Origin of the sequence: Bradyrhizobium sp. SZCCHNR1015, assembly GCF_032489875.1 — a bacterium.
GTDB lineage: Bacteria > Pseudomonadota > Alphaproteobacteria > Rhizobiales > Xanthobacteraceae > Bradyrhizobium.
Genome location: NZ_JAUEYW010000010.1, coordinates 262,032 through 278,105, shown reverse-complemented (window position 1 = coordinate 278,105; position 16,074 = coordinate 262,032). Strand labels below are relative to the sequence as shown.

The 16,074-nt window shown below is 65.7% G+C and carries 14 protein-coding genes; 7 read left to right on the top strand and 7 right to left on the bottom strand.

Annotated features, from left to right (window positions below; all coding sequences use genetic code 11):
* Positions 1 to 102: 102 nt before the first annotated feature.
* Positions 103 to 429: a hypothetical protein gene (locus QX128_RS18920; protein ID WP_315805725.1), complete on the bottom strand. Its 327-nt coding sequence runs from the start codon at positions 427 to 429 to the stop codon at positions 103 to 105.
* A gap of 923 nt (positions 430 to 1,352) precedes the next feature.
* Here QX128_RS18920 and QX128_RS18915 point away from each other — a divergent pair.
* From QX128_RS18915 to QX128_RS18890, 6 genes are all read left to right on the top strand, one after another.
* A complete protein-coding gene (locus tag QX128_RS18915) occupies positions 1,353 to 2,156 on the top strand; it encodes a crotonase/enoyl-CoA hydratase family protein (RefSeq protein ID WP_315805726.1) in 804 nt (267 codons plus the stop codon).
* A 1-nt stretch (position 2,157) separates the two neighbouring features.
* A complete protein-coding gene (locus QX128_RS18910) occupies positions 2,158 to 4,059 on the top strand; it encodes a feruloyl-CoA synthase (protein WP_316238201.1) in 1,902 nt (633 codons plus the stop codon).
* A gap of 26 nt (positions 4,060 to 4,085) precedes the next feature.
* Positions 4,086 to 4,850, top strand: coding sequence for an SDR family NAD(P)-dependent oxidoreductase (locus QX128_RS18905; RefSeq protein ID WP_315825944.1), 765 nt, complete (start codon positions 4,086 to 4,088; stop codon positions 4,848 to 4,850).
* 209 nt (positions 4,851 to 5,059) lie between these two features.
* Positions 5,060 to 5,479: a thioesterase family protein gene (locus QX128_RS18900; protein WP_316238200.1), complete on the top strand. Its 420-nt coding sequence runs from the start codon at positions 5,060 to 5,062 to the stop codon at positions 5,477 to 5,479.
* 213 nt (positions 5,480 to 5,692) lie between these two features.
* On the top strand, positions 5,693 to 6,838 hold the full coding sequence (locus tag QX128_RS18895) for an ABC transporter substrate-binding protein (RefSeq protein WP_315805730.1): 1,146 nt from the start codon (positions 5,693 to 5,695) through the stop codon (positions 6,836 to 6,838).
* Between the two features lie 99 nt (positions 6,839 to 6,937).
* Positions 6,938 to 7,744: a shikimate dehydrogenase gene (locus QX128_RS18890; RefSeq protein WP_315805731.1), complete on the top strand. Its 807-nt coding sequence runs from the start codon at positions 6,938 to 6,940 to the stop codon at positions 7,742 to 7,744.
* Between the two features lie 29 nt (positions 7,745 to 7,773).
* Here the strand turns inward: QX128_RS18890 and QX128_RS18885 are convergent, their stop codons facing one another.
* Genes QX128_RS18885 through QX128_RS18875 form a run of 3 tightly spaced genes read right to left on the bottom strand, consistent with a single transcriptional unit; the run spans position 7,774 to position 11,309 of the window.
* Positions 7,774 to 8,499 (bottom strand): ABC transporter ATP-binding protein, encoded by a 726-nt coding sequence (locus QX128_RS18885; protein WP_316216437.1) that lies wholly within the window; start codon positions 8,497 to 8,499, stop codon positions 7,774 to 7,776.
* Positions 8,496 to 10,265 carry a branched-chain amino acid ABC transporter ATP-binding protein/permease gene (locus QX128_RS18880; protein ID WP_315805733.1) on the bottom strand — a complete coding sequence of 590 codons (1,770 nt, stop codon included), beginning with the start codon at positions 10,263 to 10,265 and terminating at the stop codon, positions 8,496 to 8,498. The genes QX128_RS18885 and QX128_RS18880 overlap by 4 nt, the downstream gene beginning before the upstream one ends.
* Before the next feature lie 3 nt (positions 10,266 to 10,268).
* The gene (locus tag QX128_RS18875; RefSeq protein WP_316238199.1) at positions 10,269 to 11,309 is read right to left on the bottom strand and encodes a branched-chain amino acid ABC transporter permease; all 1,041 of its coding nucleotides are present in this window, start codon (positions 11,307 to 11,309) and stop codon (positions 10,269 to 10,271) included.
* Between the two features lie 196 nt (positions 11,310 to 11,505).
* Between QX128_RS18875 and QX128_RS18870 the strand changes: the two genes are divergently transcribed.
* Positions 11,506 to 12,012, top strand: a complete 507-nt coding sequence (locus QX128_RS18870; protein WP_315713766.1) for a MarR family winged helix-turn-helix transcriptional regulator — start codon at positions 11,506 to 11,508, stop codon at positions 12,010 to 12,012.
* 18 nt (positions 12,013 to 12,030) lie between these two features.
* Here the strand turns inward: QX128_RS18870 and QX128_RS18865 are convergent, their stop codons facing one another.
* From QX128_RS18865 to QX128_RS18855, 3 genes are all read right to left on the bottom strand, one after another.
* Positions 12,031 to 13,311 (bottom strand): glycerate kinase, encoded by a 1,281-nt coding sequence (locus QX128_RS18865; RefSeq protein WP_316238198.1) that lies wholly within the window; start codon positions 13,309 to 13,311, stop codon positions 12,031 to 12,033.
* Between the two features lie 28 nt (positions 13,312 to 13,339).
* Positions 13,340 to 14,563 (bottom strand): ABC transporter substrate-binding protein, encoded by a 1,224-nt coding sequence (locus tag QX128_RS18860; RefSeq protein WP_315805736.1) that lies wholly within the window; start codon positions 14,561 to 14,563, stop codon positions 13,340 to 13,342.
* A gap of 249 nt (positions 14,564 to 14,812) precedes the next feature.
* A complete protein-coding gene (locus QX128_RS18855; RefSeq protein ID WP_316238197.1) occupies positions 14,813 to 16,036 on the bottom strand; it encodes an ABC transporter substrate-binding protein in 1,224 nt (407 codons plus the stop codon).
* Positions 16,037 to 16,074 lie beyond the last annotated feature (38 nt).

Genomic DNA, 16,074 nt, shown 5'->3' with positions numbered 1-16,074 from the left:
GCGGAGAACGACGTGGATGCCTGGGACAAGCCCGGGCATGACGGAGTTCTTGGCTGACCGGGTCGTTCGTCGCGACAGCTTCGTATTCGGGAACGCCGGCGACTAATCCTCGTCGTCCCAATCCGCCGCCCGGCCATAGCCGCCGTGGTCGCAATTGCGATAGCGCTGGGCCGGCACGTAACGGTAGCGCTCGTAGCCGTAGCCGTCATACGCCGCGTCGCGATAGTGCGACCGGTAGACCGGCGCGGGCTCATAGGCTTGCGCTTCCGACGCCAGCGCGCCGCCGACGAGAGCGCCGACCAAGAGACCACCGATAAGCGCCGCGTTGCGGCCGTCATGGGCCTGAGCCGGCGCCACGCCGGCGAGCAGGGTGGTGGTCACGGCGAGCGCGGCGATGCCGCCTGCGAGAGATGTCTTCAGCGAAACCATGATCCCCTCCATTGGGAAGTGTGGTGACGGTAGAGGTTCTACAGCGCGCGCTTTGAAGGCACCCTGAATGCGATGTTGTCGGCCGTTCACTTTGCTGTCGGCCACGCTGCCCGCCGCAACGGCGGTGTCGTCCCTGCGAACGCAGGGACCCATACCGCGGAATCTGTCGGTTGGGCATAACTGGCAGTCCTCATCTCACGAGGGCCGGTGGTTATGGGTCCCTGCGTTCGCAGGGACGACAGCGGAGAGCGGTGAGGCGCCGTTGCCTCCGATCCTTGATTTTTGCAAAACAAAAATATCTTGCGTTTTTCCAGAAGTTATGATCATATCGCGCCATCCCGTCCCAAGCCGAGGGGCGTAGCGCGCGATCGTCACGACACGCGGGGCGGGGAGCGGTGGCCGCGATCATGTCGCAGCGTGTCTTCGGGCGCGCGGACGAACGATGTGACGCGGACGTGAAATCGCAGCGTCCTGATACCCCGACGCTGGTATCAAGCCGTGATGGCGCCGCAGGCGCTGCGCGGTGATGGTGGCCAAAAAGCCCGGCGCACCAGGGAGACTGCGTATAAGCGTGAAGACCATCGCGCAGGGAAGGCCGGGCGTTCTCGGCTGCACCTGTGGTACCTGCCGCCTGCATTCTTTTCGCAGGCGGGCCGCAGGCGTCAGCCGACGCCTGGCCTTCCCTGCGCCCTCCGCACCGGAGGGTGAACACGATCAGCAAAGCCCCGGGCGTGATTTCGCCGCGGGAATGCCGGATCATGTCATTTGCCTTTGCGCGCAGGCGGGCCTTACCATGCTGCGTCTGGCCGCTCCCCCCGCGGCTTGTTGTTTTGCATCGCACAACATGATGTCGGGCGCCGCTTATTGACTCCCGCGAAGATCGTTATAAAACATAACTATTCTGAACAGGACACAATCAAGCGATGGGAAACGCCGACACCGCCACGCCAGCGGGCGATCCGTCTCTGCTGCAGATCGAACAGCAGGGCGCCGTCCTGACGATCGGGCTCAACCGCCCGGCCAAGCGCAACGCGCTGAATGACGGCATCATCCTCGCCATCGGCGAGCGCTTCACCAGCCTGCCCGACGACGTCCGCTGCGTCGTGATCCACGGCCTCGGCGACAATTTCTCCTCCGGCCTCGATCTCTCCGAATTGCGCGAGCGCGACGCGACCGAGGGCCTGGTGCACTCGCAGATGTGGCATCGCGTGTTCGACCGCATCCAGTATTGCCGCGTGCCGGTGATCGCCGCACTGAAGGGGGCCGTCATCGGTGGCGGTCTCGAGCTCGCCTGCGCCGCGCATATCCGTGTCGCCGAGCCGTCGGCTTACTTCGCGCTGCCCGAAGGCCAGCGCGGCATCTTCGTCGGAGGCGGTGGCTCGGTGCGGCTGCCGCGCCTGATCGGCGTCGCCCGCATGATGGACATGATGCTGACCGGGCGCGTCTATTCCGCGACCGAAGGCTCGTCCTACGGCTTCGCGCAATATCTCGTCGAGGCCGGTGCCTCGATGACCAAGGCCATGGAGTTGGCCGCCAAGATCGCGGGTAACGCGCCGCTGACGAATTTCGCGGTGCTGCAGGCGCTGCCGATGATCGCGGAGGCCAATCCGCAGACCGGCCTGCTGATGGAATCGCTGATGGCCACCGTCGCGCAGAGCGACAAGGAGGCCAAGAGTCGCATCCGCGCCTTCCTCGATCACAAGACCGCCAAAGTGAAGCCGACGTGACATGACCACACAAACAATAAGAAGCACACAGGGAGGAACGGACGACACGGCGCGCACCGCCAGTGTTCATCCGTTGCGCGCGATCTCGTTCAACGATCCCGCGGTCACCGTCGATCGCCGCGACGACGGCACCATCTATCTCCGTCCGAAGCAGCCGCTCGGCGACTATCCGCAGCGGATCACGGATCGGCTGCATCACTTCGCCAAAGCCACACCAGAGCGCGTGTTCATGGCCGAGCGCGTCGGGCCCGAGGGCTGGCGCGAGCTGACCTATGCCACGCTGCTGGCGGCGAGCCGGCACATCGCGTCGGGGCTGCTCGCGCGCGGGCTGTCGCCGGACCGACCGGTCATGATCCTGTCGGGCAATTCGATCGACCATGCGCTGGTCGCGTTCGGCGCGCTCTATGCCGGCGTGCCGTTCTGTCCGGTGTCGCCGGCCTATTCGCTGGTGTCGCGCGACTACGGCAAGCTCGCCTACCTGATGAAGCTGCTAACGCCGGGCCTCGTCTTCGTCGACGACGCCGACAAGTTCGCCGACGCGCTCATCGCCAACGCACCCGAAGGCGCCGAGATCGTGGCGTCGTTCGGCTCGGTGCCGGGCCGCAAGATCACGATGCTCGCCGATCTGATCGCATCGCCGCTGTTTCCTGGCCTCGACGCCGCCCATGACAAGATCGGCCCGGACACGATCGCGAAATTCCTGCTGACCTCGGGCTCGACCGGCAATCCGAAGGCCGTGATCAACACCCAGCGGATGATCTGTGCCAACCAGGTGATGATCCGCGAGACGCTCGCCTTCCTGAAGGACGAGCCGCCTGTGATCATCGACTGGCTGCCCTGGAATCACACCTTCGGCGGCAACCACAACATCGGCCTGACCTTGTTCAACGGCGGCTCGATGTATCTCGACCAGGGCAAGCCGGTGCCTGGCGGCATCGAGGAGACCGTGCGAAACCTGCGCGAGATCTCGCCGACGGTCTATTTCAACGTCCCCAAGGGCTATGAGTCGCTGCTGCCCTATTTCCGCGAGGACCCGGCGCTGCGGAAGTCCTTCTTCCAGCGGCTGCACGCGATGTTCTTCTCCGGCGCCGCACTGGCGCCGCATGTCTGGAACGAGCTCGACGAGCTCTCGGTGGCCGAGACGGGCTATCGCGTGCCGATGCTGACGGGCCTCGGCTCCACCGAGACCGCACCGTTCTTCATGTCGGTCAATCCACGCACCAGCCGCTCCGGCCATGTCGGCCTGCCGGTCTCCGGCAACGAGGCCAAGCTCGTTCCCAACAACGGCAAGATGGAAGTGCGCGCCAAGGGGCCGAACGTGACGCCGGGCTATTGGCGCCTGCCGGAGGTCTCGGCCGCGGCCTTCGATGACGAAGGCTACTACAAGATGGGCGACGCGCTGAAGCCCGTCGATCCCGACGACTTCAATGCCGGCTTCGATTTCGACGGCCGTGTTGCCGAGGACTTCAAGCTGGCGTCGGGCACCTGGGTCTCGGTCGGTCCTCTCAGGGCGCGCTTCATCGCCGCCTGCGCGCCGCTGGCGCGCGACGTCATCATCGCAGGCATCAACCGCGACGAGATCGCGGCCATCGTCGTGCTCGATCTCGACGGCTGCCGCCTGATCAACGCGACCTTGCCGTTCGACGACCTCGCCGCCACGGCGGCCGATCCGCTGATCATCGAGGCCTTCCGTCAGCGCTTCGCAAAATTCCTGCAGACCGCGACCGGCTCGTCGACGCGCATCACGCGCGCCGTCCTGCTCGGCGTGCCGCTGTCGATCGACAAGGGCGAGGTCACCGACAAGGGATCGATCAACCAGCGCGCCGTGCTGGAGAACCGCAAGGACCTGATCGAACGCATCTACGCCGCGACGCCGGACGACGACATCATGATCGCCGGCTGATCGACGCATCCAAGGGAGAAACGACAATGTTGTTGAAGGATCAGGCCGCCATCGTCACCGGCGGCGCTTCCGGCCTCGGGGCCGCCACCGCCCGCAAGCTCGCTGCGCAGGGCGCCAAGGTCGCGGTGTTCGATCTCAACGCCAAGCTGGCGGAGGAGGTCGCGGCCGAGATCAAGGGCGTGCCGGTGGTCTGCGACGTCTCGGACGCCGCCGGCGCGGAAGCGGCCGTTGCCAAGGCCGTCGAGGCGCTCGGCCAGCAGCCGCGCGTGCTGGTGAACTGCGCCGGCATCGGCGTCGCCAAGCGCGTCGTCGGCCGTGACGGCCCGATGCCGCTGGCCGATTTCGAGAAGGTCATCAAGGTCAACCTGATCGGGTCGTTCAACATGCTGCGTCTGGTCACCAACGGCATGACCAAGCTGGAGCCGCAGGCGACCGGCGAGCGCGGCGTCGTCATCAACACCGCGTCCGTCGCCGCCTATGACGGCCAGATCGGACAGTCGGCCTATTCGGCCTCCAAGGGCGGCATCGTCGGCATGACCCTGCCGATCGCGCGCGAGCTCGCACAGTTCGGCATCCGCGTGCTGACCATTGCGCCCGGCCTGTTCCTGACGCCGCTGCTCGCCAACCTGCCGCAGGAGGCCCAGGACTCGCTCGCCGCCGCGATCCCGTTCCCGCGCCGTCTCGGCCACGCCGACGAGTTCGCCGCGCTGGCGCTGCACATGGTCGAGAACGCCTACCTCAACGGCGAAGTCGTCCGCCTCGACGGCTCGCTGCGCATGGCGCCGAAGTAGGATTGATGCGCCGAGCTACTCGCCAGAGGCTCGCTGCCAGCCTCTCCCCGCGCGCGGGGAGAGGCCGGATTGCATCGCCAGATGCAATCCGGGTGAGGGGGCTCTCCGCGAGTCTGGTGCGCGTGGCTGCCCCTCACCCCAGCCCTCTCCCCGTAAAGAACGGGGAGAGGGAGCGCACCGTCTACACGGCTGATAGCGAGGCCAAACCAATGTTCATCCACCGCCGCGACGTGCAGATCCAGTGGGGCGACTGCGATCCCGCCAATATCGTCTACTACCCGCGCTATTTCGCGATGTTCGACGATGCAACCTCTGTCATGTTCGAGGCGGCCGGGTTCTCCAAGCAGGACATCGTCCGTCGCTACGGTCTGGTCGGCATCCCCATGGTCGACACCCGCGCCAAGTTCTACATCCCCTCGACCTATGGCGACTGGATCACGATCGAGAGCCGGATCGAGAGCATCAAGCGCTCGTCCTTCGACGTCACCCATAAGGTGTTCAAGGGCGAGGCGCTGGCGATCGAGGGATTCGAGACGCGGGTGCTGGTCGGGCGCGATCCGGCCGACCCGGACAAGCTGAAGTCGGCGCCGTTTCCCGAGGAGATGCGCGCCAAGTTTCTCGGTGGATGAGGCTGGAATGGGTGCGACATGCGACCGTCTTAAGGATGTTCAGCTGTCATGCTTTGGTCGACTGGTGAGGCGTGATCTTCTCGTGTTCAATGCTATGATCACGTTTGGACACATATCGGCCGGCCATGTTGGAAGGCGCCCCGGACAAGGGGCGGGACTGCAAACAGGATCGGCGGATCACGAGCTGAACCGAAAAGATCAAGGGAGGATTTTATGAGGAAGGCCTATCTGGCGGCGGCAGGCGTCATCGCGATGCTCGCAGCTGCTCCTGCGCTGGCGCAGACCAGCGAGATCACCATCGGCATCACCACGACCACGACGGGGCCGGGCGCTGCGCTCGGCATCCCCGAGCGCAATGCGCTCGAGTTCGTGCCGAAGGAGATCGGCGGCGTGCCGCTCAAGGTGATCGTGCTCGACGACGGCGGCGATCCGACCACGGCGACGACGAATGCGCGCCGCTTCGTGACGGAGTCGAAAGCCGACATCATCATGGGCTCGGCGCTGACGCCGCCGACCATCGCGGTGTCCAACGTCGCCAACGAGGCCGGCATTCCGCATTTCGGCCTGGCGCCGTTCCCGGTCACGCCTGAGCGGATGAAATGGTCGGTGGTGATGCCGCAGCCGGTGCCGATCATGGGCAAGGTGCTGTACGAGCACATGAAGGCGCACAACATCAAGACCGTCGGCTACATCGGCTACTCCGACTCCTACGGCGATCTCTGGTTCAACGATCTGAAGAACCAGGCGGTGCCGATGGGCATCACGATTGCCGACGAGGAGCGGTTCGCGCGCCCCGATACGTCGGTCACCGGCCAGGTGCTGAAGCTGGTCGCCGCCAATCCGGACGCGATCCTGGTCGGCGCCTCCGGCACCGCGGCGGCGCTGCCGCAGACCGAGCTGCGCGAGCGCGGCTACACCGGCCTGATCTATCAGACCCACGGCGCCGCGAGCATGGACTTCATCCGCATCGCCGGCAAGGCGGCGGAGGGCGTGATCATGGCCTCCGGCCCGGTGATGTCGCCGGAGACGCAGGACGACAGCGCGCTGACCAAGAAGCCCGGCCTCGAGCTGAACAAGGCCTATGAAGCCAAGTATGGCCCGAACAGCCGCAGCCAGTTCGCCGGTCACTCCTTCGATGCGTTCGAGATCCTCAAGCGCGTCATCCCGGTGGCGCTGAAGACCGCCAAGCCCGGCACGCCGGAGTTCCGCGAAGCCATCCGCCAGGCGCTGATGACCGAGAAGGACATGGCGGCCTCGCAGGGCGTCTACAACTTCACCGAAAAGGATCGCTCGGGCCTCGACGACCGCTCCCGCATCATCCTGACCGTGAAGGACGGGAAGTACGTCCCGGCGAAGTGAGCCGCGAGACCATAGCTTCTGATTGAGAAAGGCCGGCTCCGTGAGCCGGCCTTTCGGCCATTTGGACGAGGATCTTTGTAGTTTTCCGAGAGGCCCGCCATGATCCCAGCCCCCACCGGCGCCACAAGGCTCCACATCATCATCGGCGATCCGATCGCACAGGTGCGTGCGCCGGCCGGCGTGAGCCAGGCGTTTGCCGAGCAGGGCAGCGATGCGATCCTCGTCCCGGTCCAGGTCGCGCCAGGCGATCTCGCGGACTTCCTGGCGGCAATGACTCGGGTCAGGAATCTCGACGGCATCGTCGCGACGATCCCGCACAAGTTCGCCTGCTACCGCGCCTGCGCGACCGCCACCGAGCGTGCGCAGTTCATCGGCGCCGTCAACTTGATGCGGCGTGGTGAAAGCGGCGGGTGGCACGGTGACATGGTCGATGGCCTCGGCTTCGTCGGCGCGGCGAAAGCCAAGGACTTCGATCCCGCAGGCTGCCGGGCGTTGCAGATCGGCGCGGGCGGAGCGGGTTCGGCGATTGCGCTGGCGCTGATCGATGCCGGCGTGCGCGAGCTTGCCATTCACGACAGCGATCCCGGACGCCGCGATGTGCTGATCGCGCGCCTCAACGAGCGGGGCAAAGGCCGCGCCGTTGTCGGCGGCACCGATGCCAGCGGCTTCGACCTGGTCGCGAATGCGACGCCGGCGGGCATGCAGCCCGGCGATCCCTTGCCGGTCGACATGGCGACCGTCAGCCCGTCGGCCTATTGCGGCTGCGTGATCACCCGGCCGGAGGTGTCGCCGTTCATCGCCGCTGCGCGCCAGCGCGGCTGCCTGACGGCGACCGGCACCGACATGTACCGGGCGCTGGAGCGCGTGATGGTCGATTTCCTGCTGTCGAAGGAGGCGCCCTCCTGAAGCAGCGCCTCACCCCATCGACATCAGGCTCAGCTCGCAGCCGCCTCGGCAAAGCCGAGATAGCTCGCCGCCACGCGCTCATCGGTGGCGATCTCGCTGGCCTTGCCGTTGAGCACGAACTCGCCGAGCTCCATGACATAGGCGCGGTCGGCGACCTTGAGCGCGGCCTTGGCGTTCTGCTCGACCAGCAGCACCGAGACGCCTTCCTGGCGCAGCCTGGCGACGATCTCGAAGATGCCGGCGACGATGATCGGCGCCAGACCGAGGCTGGGCTCGTCCAGCATCAGCATCTTCGGCGCGCCCATCAGCGCCCGGCCCATCGCCAGCATCTGCTGCTCGCCGCCGGAGAGCGTGCCGGCAAGCTGCTTGCGCCGCTCCTTGAGCTTCGGAAACAGCGTGTAGACGTGCTCGAAGCCGCGCGCGGCGTGCGCCTTGCTCATGCGGAACGCGCCGAGCTGCAGATTGTCCTCGACGTTCATGGTGGCGAACAGCTCGCGATGCTCCGGCACCAGGCACAGTCCACGCGCGACGCGGTCCTCGATCTCATAGCGTGCCAGGTCCTCGCCCAGGAAGGAGACGCGGCCCTTCAGCGGAAACACGCCCATGATGGCGCTGAGCAGCGTAGTCTTGCCGGCGCCGTTGGCGCCGATGATGGTGACGATCTCGTTCTCGGCGACGGTCAGCGAGACCGATCTGACAGCCTCGACCTTGCCGTAGGAGACGTGGACGTCGGCGACTTCCAGCAAGGTGCTCATGCAGCGGCTCCGAGATATGCCTTGATCACCTCGGGATTGGTCTTGATCGCGGCTGGTGTGCCCTCGGCGATCTTGGTGCCGAAATCGAGCACCACGATGCGGTCGGCGAGATCCATGACAAATCCCATGTCGTGTTCGACCAGCAGCACCGACATGCCGCCGGCGCGGAGGTCGCGCAGCAGCGCGCCGAGGCGCTGCTTCTCCATGTGGCGCAATCCCGCGGCCGGCTCGTCGAGCAAGAGCAGCATCGGATCGACGCACAGCGCGCGGGCGATCTCGACGATGCGCTGCTGGCCGAGAGACAACGAGCCAGCAAGCTGGTGCATCTGGTCGCCGAGCCCGACGCGATCGATCTGGCGCGCGGCTTCCGCGAGCAGCTTGGCCTCGTCGGCGCGGTCGAGCCGGAACATGCTGGTGAGCGCATTGGAATGGCCGCGCAGATGGGCGCCGATCGCGACGTTCTCCAGCACCGTCATGTCCGGCACCAGCTTGACGTGCTGGAAGGTGCGGGAAATGCCGAGCTTGACGACGTCCTGCGGCGGGGCGTTGCCGACGGCCTTGCCGAGCACCGAGATGTTGCCGGAGGTCGGCGGCAGCACGCCGGTGATCAGGTTGAAGGTCGTGCTCTTGCCGGCGCCGTTCGGGCCGATCAGCGCGACGATCTCGCGGGCCTGGACGTCGAAGGAGACGTTGTTGACCGCAACCACGCCGCCGAACTGCTTTCGCGCGTTGTCGACCTGCAGCAGGACGTTGGGCGTCGTCGCGGACCGCTCGCGGGCCGGCAGCTTGATTGTGGTGTCCGGCTTCTTCGCCAGCGGCTTGAACGGCAGGCGCGCCGTCAGCCACGGCCACAGGCCGGTCGGAGCGAGCTGGAGGAGCGTCACGAGCAGGATGCCGAACACGATGGTCTCGAGCTGGCCCTCGCCATGCAGCAGCAGCGGGAGGTAGCTTTGCAGGACCTCCTTCAGCACAACGACGATCGCAGCACCCAGCACGCCGCCCCAGACATAGCCGGCGCCGCCGACGACGGCGACGAACAGATATTCGATGCCGGCCTGGGCGCCGAACGGCGTCGGGTTCACGGCGCGGGTGAAGTGCGCATAGAGCCAGCCCGAGAGGCCGGCGAGCACGGCGGCATAGATGAACACCAGCAGCTTGGCGCGGGGTGCGTAGACGCCGAACGCTTCCGCCGCGATGTGGCCGCGGCGCAGGGCGCGAATGGCGCGACCGGTGCGGGAGTCCAGCAGGTTCATCGTCAGCAGCGCAGAGATCAGAACGGCGGCCCAGATCGCGAAATAGATCGTGCCGGGATCGAGCATCTTGAGGCTGCCGATCGACAGCGGCGGGATGCCGGAGATGCCGTCATTGCGGCCGAGGAAGGCGAGCTTGCTGAACAGGTAGTACAGGCCGAGACCCCAGGCGAGCGTGCCGAGCGGCAGATAGTGGCCGGACAGTCTGACCGTGACGAGGCCGAGCAGCACCGCGGCGAGGCCGGAGACCAGCAGCGACAGTGGCAAGGTCAGCCAGGGCGAGATGCCATACTGCGCCGAGAGCACCGCGGTCGTGTAGGCGCCGAAGCCGACGAAGGCGGCCTGGCCGAACGAGGTGAGGCCGCCGACGCCGGTCAACAGCACCAGGCCCATCGCGACCAGCGCGGACAGGCCGATATTGTCGAGCAGCACGATCCAGAACGGCGGCATGCCCGGAATGAACGGGATCGCCGCAACGATGACGGCAAAGACGATGAGAGGCCAACGCTCGCGCACGGCTCAATCCTTCTCTTCTTCGACCGCGGGCGCGGCGAGCGAACGCAGCAGCAGGACCGGGATCAGCAGCGTGAAGACGATCACTTCCTTGAAGTTCGAGGCGTAGAACGAGGAGAACGCCTCGACGATGCCGACGACGAGCGCGGCGACGGCGGTCAGGGGATAGCTGATCAGGCCGCCGATGATCGCGGCGATGAAGCCTTTGAGGCCGATCAGGAAGCCGGTGTCGTAATAGAGCGTCGTGATCGGGACGATCAGGATGCCCGAGAGCGCGCCGATGCTGGAGGCCAGCAGGAAGGCGATCTGGCCGGACAGCGTGGTGCGGATGCCGACGAGGCGGGCGCCGAGCCGGTTGACGGCGGTGGCGCGCAGCGCCTTGCCGTAGAGGGTCAGGCCGAAGAACAGCCAGAGGCCGACGATGAAGGCGATGGTGATGCCGTAGACCGCCATGCCCTGTCCGGTAAAGCGCAGCGAGCCGAGCGTCGCGCTGGCATTCAGCAGCGTCGGGCCACGCTGGCCTTCGGCGCCGAAGAACAGCAGGCCGAGGCCCTGCAGCGCCAAGTGAACGCCGACCGAGGCGATCAGCAGCACCAGCACCGAGGTGTGCGCGAGCGGCTGGAACACGATGCGGTAGAGCGACAGGCCGATGCTGGCCACGATCAGCAGCGACAGCACCAGGCTGACGCCGGCGGGCATGCGCTGGTTCGCCGCCCACATGCTGGCGAGCAGAATGGCCACCGGGAGGACCACGTTGAGGCCGAAGGTGCGCACGATCTTCGGCGCGTGCAGCGTCTTGCGCATGGCGTAAAGGTCGAAGGCGAAGGCCGCGAGCCCGATCACGACGGCGAGCTTCGCCGTGCCCGGCATTTGGCCGGCAGCGAGCGAGGCATAGGTGAGGGCGCCGTAGGTGACGAATTCGCCCTGCGGGATCAGGATCACCCGGGTGACGGCAAACACCAGCACGAGCGCCAGCCCGAGCAGCGCGTAGATCGCGCCATTGGTAATGCCGTCCTGCAACAGGAACAGCAGGATCGTTGTGTTCAAGACCGGACGCTCCCCCTCTGTGGTGACCGGATGCGGGCGACGCCATGCGCCGTCCGCAGGTCGGGGCAGTTGAATTGGGCTGCCCGTGTTTGATATAGTGGATAACAATTATCGATTATAATCTCAAGGCCGCTGTTCCGGCTGCGGCGTTCGAGACCAGGGATGGAAGCAAATGCGATGAATTTGGCGGACCGTGATGGCCGATAGCGCCAAGCCCGTCAGCAAGAGGGAAAGCCGCAAGGAAGCTGCCGTAGCGGCCGATGAGACGCAAGCGGTCCAGCTCGGCGAGCTGTCGGATCTGCTTGGCTATGTGCTGAAACGGGCGCAGTTGAAGGTGTTCGAGGACTTCCTGCGCTGCGTCGCGCCGCTGCAACTGACGCCGGCCCAGTTCTCGGTGCTGCTGCTGCTCGACGCCAATCCGGGCCGGAACCAGACCGAGATCGCCAACACCCTGGGCATCCTGCGGCCGAACTTCGTGTCCCTGCTGGACAGCCTCGAGAGCCGCGACCTGTGTGCGCGAGTGCGTTCGGCCAACGACCGGCGCTCGCACATCCTGATGCTGACCGAGAAGGGCCGCGCCGTGCTGGCCCGCGCCAAGAAGCTGGTGGTGTCGAAGCACGAGGCGCGGCTCAACGAGCTGCTGGGCCCGGATGGGCGCGACGCGCTACTGGCGATGCTCACCAAGATCGCGGAGGAGTTCTGAAGGACGCAGGCGCGCCCCTCAATCGACCAGGATGACCCTGACGTCGTTCACGTTGGTGAGCGTCGGTCCGGTCTGCAGCAGGCCGCCGGTCGCGGCGAAAAATGCGGTGGCGTCGTTGTTGGCAAGATAGGCCTGCGGATCCAGCCCCTGCGCCCGCATCGCGGCGATGACCTCGGCATCGACAAGCGCACCGGCCGGATCGGAGGCGCTGCCGCCGCCGCCATCGGCGCCGTCGGTGTCGCCGGCGAGCGCTGCTATGCCCTCCATGTCCTTGAGGAGGTCGGCGAGCGCCAAGGCATATTCCTGGTTCGGGCCGCCGCGGCCCTGGCCGCGCACCGTCACGGTGAGCTCGCCGCCGGAGATGATCGCCATGCGGCGGCCGAGCGCGCGGGCCTCGCGCGCCAGCTTGGCGTGATCGGCCGCGACATCGCGGGCCTCACCCTCGAGATCGGCGCCGAGATCGAGCACGTCGTAGCCCGCCGCCTTGACGCTGGCCACGGCGGCCTCGAGCGAGCTGGCGGGGCGCGCGATCAGCTCGAACGAGGCGCGGGCGAAGGCGGCATCGCCGAGCTTGCAGCTCTCATTGGCGGCATCATCGAGCGCCCGGCTGATCGCCGGGTCGACCTCAAGCTTGTATTTGGCGACGATGCCGCGGGCATCGGCCAGCGTGGTCGGATCGGGCACCGTCGGACCCGATGCGATCGCCGAGGGATCGTCATGCGGCACGTCGGAGATCGCCAGGGTCACGATCTCGGCCTTCTGCCCGGCCCGCGCCAGCCGGCCGCCCTTGATCCGCGACAGATGCTTGCGGACCGTATTCATTTCGCCGATCGGTGCGCCCGAGCGGAGCAGCGCGCGGGTCAGTTGCTGCTTCTGCGCGAAGCTGACGCCGTTCACCGGCGCGACCCAATTGGCGGACCCACCACCGGAGAGCAGCACCAGCATCAGGTCGCCGGGCTCGGCGGTTGCCGCCAGTTGCAGCGTCTCGTCGGCGGCCTTCAGCCCGGCCTCGTCTGGCATCGGATGTCCGGCCTCGATGACCTTCACCCGCCGGGTCGGCACGCCATGGCCATGGCGGGTGGTTGCGATGCCGGTCAGCTTCGCGGGATCGAATCCCAGCGTGTCCAGGTAGTGGCGCTCGGCCGCGACCGCCATCGCGGCCGCGCCCTTGCCGGCGGCGAGACAGATGATTCGTCCTTTGGGAGCCGCCGGCAGGAATGCCGGCAGCACCATGTCAGGATGCGCCGCGGCGACCGCGGCATCGAAGATCGCGCGCAACAACGGACGGCGGCTGGTCATGCGGCGCCGCCCGCGTGCCGTGCGGAGCCTATTTCAGCTCGCCGCTCATGACCTCGCCGAACAACTGCCAGCGCTCGCCCTTGAACTGCATCAGCTGCAGCTGCTCGATCGGCTGGAAGTCGTCCGGACCGGTGGTCAGCGTGATGCCGGGCAACAGCCCGCCCTGCGCAAACTGCTTCAGGCTTGCCGCCTGCTTCATGACATTGGCGCGGGTCAGTTCGTCGCCGCATCGCTTCAGCACCTCGACCATCGTGGTGGCGATGTTGTAACCGGTCAGCGCCGACGAATCCACGGGGTTGATCTCCGGCAGATATTTGGCGAGCAGTTCCCTGAACGCGCCGAGACCGGGGTCGTTGGCCCATTGCGGATCGGAGGCATCTTTGGCATAGGCGGCCGAGATCACCCCTTGCGAGTTCTCGACGCCGGCCGGCCGCATCACGGCCGCGGTCGAGGCGCTGACGTTCGAGATGATGGTCAGCGGCTTCCAGTTCATCTCGCCGAGCTTCTTGATCGCCTGGGCGCCGGACTTCGGTGTGGTGAACAGCACGACGATGTCGGGATTGGCGGACTTCATCTTGACGATGTGCGACTCGACCGTGGGTTCGGCGATCTCATAGCTCTCCTCCAGCACGACGCGGGAGGTGTCGCCAAGGCCGTCCTTGAGACCCTTCAGATAGTCCTTGCCCATGTCGTCGTTCTGGTAGAGCACCGCGATCTTGCCGGTCGGCTGCTGCGCGGTGAGGTATTTGGCGTAGATGCGGGCTTCCGACTGATAGCTCGGCAGCCAGCCCATGGTCCACGGATTGGTCTTGGGCTCGTTCCACTTGGTGGCGCCGGTCGCGACGAACAGCTGCGGCACCTTCTTGGCGTTCATGTATTTCTGGATCGCCGTGTTGGGCGCAGTGCCGAGCACGCCGAACAGGAACAGCACCTCGTCGCTCTCCACCAGCTTGCGCGCCTGCTCCACCGTCTTCGGCGGCGAATAGGCGTCGTCGTACGAGATGAAATTGATCCTGCGGCCGTTGATGCCGCCCTCATCATTGACCTTCTTGAACACAGCCGACATCGCCTTGCCGACCGAGCCGTAGGCCGAGGCCGGGCCGCTATAGGGCACGATGTTGCCGATCTTGATCTCGGTGTCGCTGGCGCCGGTGTCGTATTTCTTGTCGGCATAGGCGCTGCCGGCAGCGGCGCCAACCAAGGCGAGGCCGAGCAGGCTGGAGAGCGTGCGGCGGGTGAGGGCAGTGGTCACGTGGGGACTCCTTCTCGGCCTTGGAGCTTGGCCTTGTTGTTGGATTCGCCCGCAGCACGGGCGACTCGTTTCACTCCGGACGAGTCCCCATAGCGCAGCCGCGCGCTCGGCGTAACCGCCGCCGCTGCATGACCGCCTCTCTTTCAACTCCTAGCTTAAGAAATTCTTGGCAAAGACAGCAAAGATGCCTGGAGAGATCGCCTCCTGCGGCGCGAAGCCGCAGGAGGCGGTTTCAACTGCGTTCCGTCGTTAGCCGCCGACGTCGGCGGAAATCACGTCGCCGAACAGCTCCCACTTCTCGCCCTTGAAGCGCATCAGCTGCAACTGGCTGACGGGCGCGAAGTCGGTTGCCGAGGTGTTGATCGTGATGCCAGGCAGCAGCATCTCGGTGCGGAAGTTGCGCAGGGATGCGGCCTGCTTCATGACGTTCTCGCGGGTGAGGTTGTCGCCGCACTGCTTCAGCACCTGCACAAGCGTCTGGGCCACGCTGTAGCCGACGACGGTGCCGCCATCGAGCTTGTCGCCATCCGGGAAATCCTTCGCCATGAAGTCGAGGAACTGTTTCATCCCGGCATCATCCTTCCATTGCGGATCGGAGACGTCCTTGAGATAGGCCGCCGAGAGGATGTCCTGTGAATTCTCATAGCCGGCCGGTTTCAGCACGCTGCCGACGGAGGCGGAGACGTTGTTGAGGATATGCAGCGTCTTCCACTCGATCTCCTTGACCTTCTTAATTGCCTGCGCCGCAAATTTCGGCGTGGTGATGTTCACGAATACGTCGGCGCCGGTGGACTTGAGCTTGACGATGTGATTGTCGATCGAGGGTTCGGCGGTCTCGTAGCTCTCCTCCATGACGATCATTGAGGCGGCCTTGGCTCCAAGCCCATCCTTCAGCCCTTTCAGATAGTCCTTGCCGTAATCATCGTTCTGATACAGCACCGCGATCTTCGCGTCCGGCTTTTCCTTCAGCAGATATTTTGCGTAGATTCTCGATTCGCTCTGGTAGTTGGGCTGCCAGCCCATGGTCCAGGGGAAGTCCTTCGGATCGTTCCACTTGGTGGCGCCGGTGGCGACGAACAGTTGCGGGACCTTCTTCGAGTTCATGTATTTGTGGATCGCCGAGTTCGGCGGCGTGCCCAGCGAATTGAAGATGAACAGCACTTCATCGCTCTCGACCAGCTTGCGTGCCTGTTCGACCGTCTTCGGCGGCGAATAGGCGTCGTCATAGGAGATGAAGTTGATCTTGCGACCGTTGACGCCTCCCTCGGCGTTGATCTTCTTGAAGTAGGCCGCTTCCGTCTTGCCGATGATGCCGTAGGCCGAGGCCGGCCCGCTATAGGGCATGATGTTGCCGATCTTGATCTCGGTGTCGGAGGCGCCGGTATCGTATTTCTTGTCGGCGGCGATTGCGGAGCTCGAGGCGAGAACGATGGCGGCAGCCGAGGCGAGGGCGGCCCTTCGCGTGATCATCATGGTGCGTTTCTCCCGTGTTGGTTTGGTTGACGTGTCTC

Coding starts and splice junctions, on each gene's coding strand:
- QX128_RS18855 (WP_316238197.1), bottom strand. CDS start 16,036: ATGATGATCACGCGAAGGGCCGCCCTCGCCTCGGCTGCCGCCATCGTT.
- QX128_RS18895 (WP_315805730.1), top strand. CDS start 5,693: ATGAGGAAGGCCTATCTGGCGGCGGCAGGCGTCATCGCGATGCTCGCA.
- QX128_RS18920 (WP_315805725.1), bottom strand. CDS start 429: ATGGTTTCGCTGAAGACATCTCTCGCAGGCGGCATCGCCGCGCTCGCC.
- QX128_RS18910 (WP_316238201.1), top strand. CDS start 2,158: ATGACCACACAAACAATAAGAAGCACACAGGGAGGAACGGACGACACG.
- QX128_RS18900 (WP_316238200.1), top strand. CDS start 5,060: ATGTTCATCCACCGCCGCGACGTGCAGATCCAGTGGGGCGACTGCGAT.
- QX128_RS18890 (WP_315805731.1), top strand. CDS start 6,938: ATGATCCCAGCCCCCACCGGCGCCACAAGGCTCCACATCATCATCGGC.
- QX128_RS18915 (WP_315805726.1), top strand. CDS start 1,353: ATGGGAAACGCCGACACCGCCACGCCAGCGGGCGATCCGTCTCTGCTG.
- QX128_RS18885 (WP_316216437.1), bottom strand. CDS start 8,499: ATGAGCACCTTGCTGGAAGTCGCCGACGTCCACGTCTCCTACGGCAAG.
- QX128_RS18905 (WP_315825944.1), top strand. CDS start 4,086: ATGTTGTTGAAGGATCAGGCCGCCATCGTCACCGGCGGCGCTTCCGGC.
- QX128_RS18865 (WP_316238198.1), bottom strand. CDS start 13,311: ATGACCAGCCGCCGTCCGTTGTTGCGCGCGATCTTCGATGCCGCGGTC.
- QX128_RS18870 (WP_315713766.1), top strand. CDS start 11,506: ATGGCCGATAGCGCCAAGCCCGTCAGCAAGAGGGAAAGCCGCAAGGAA.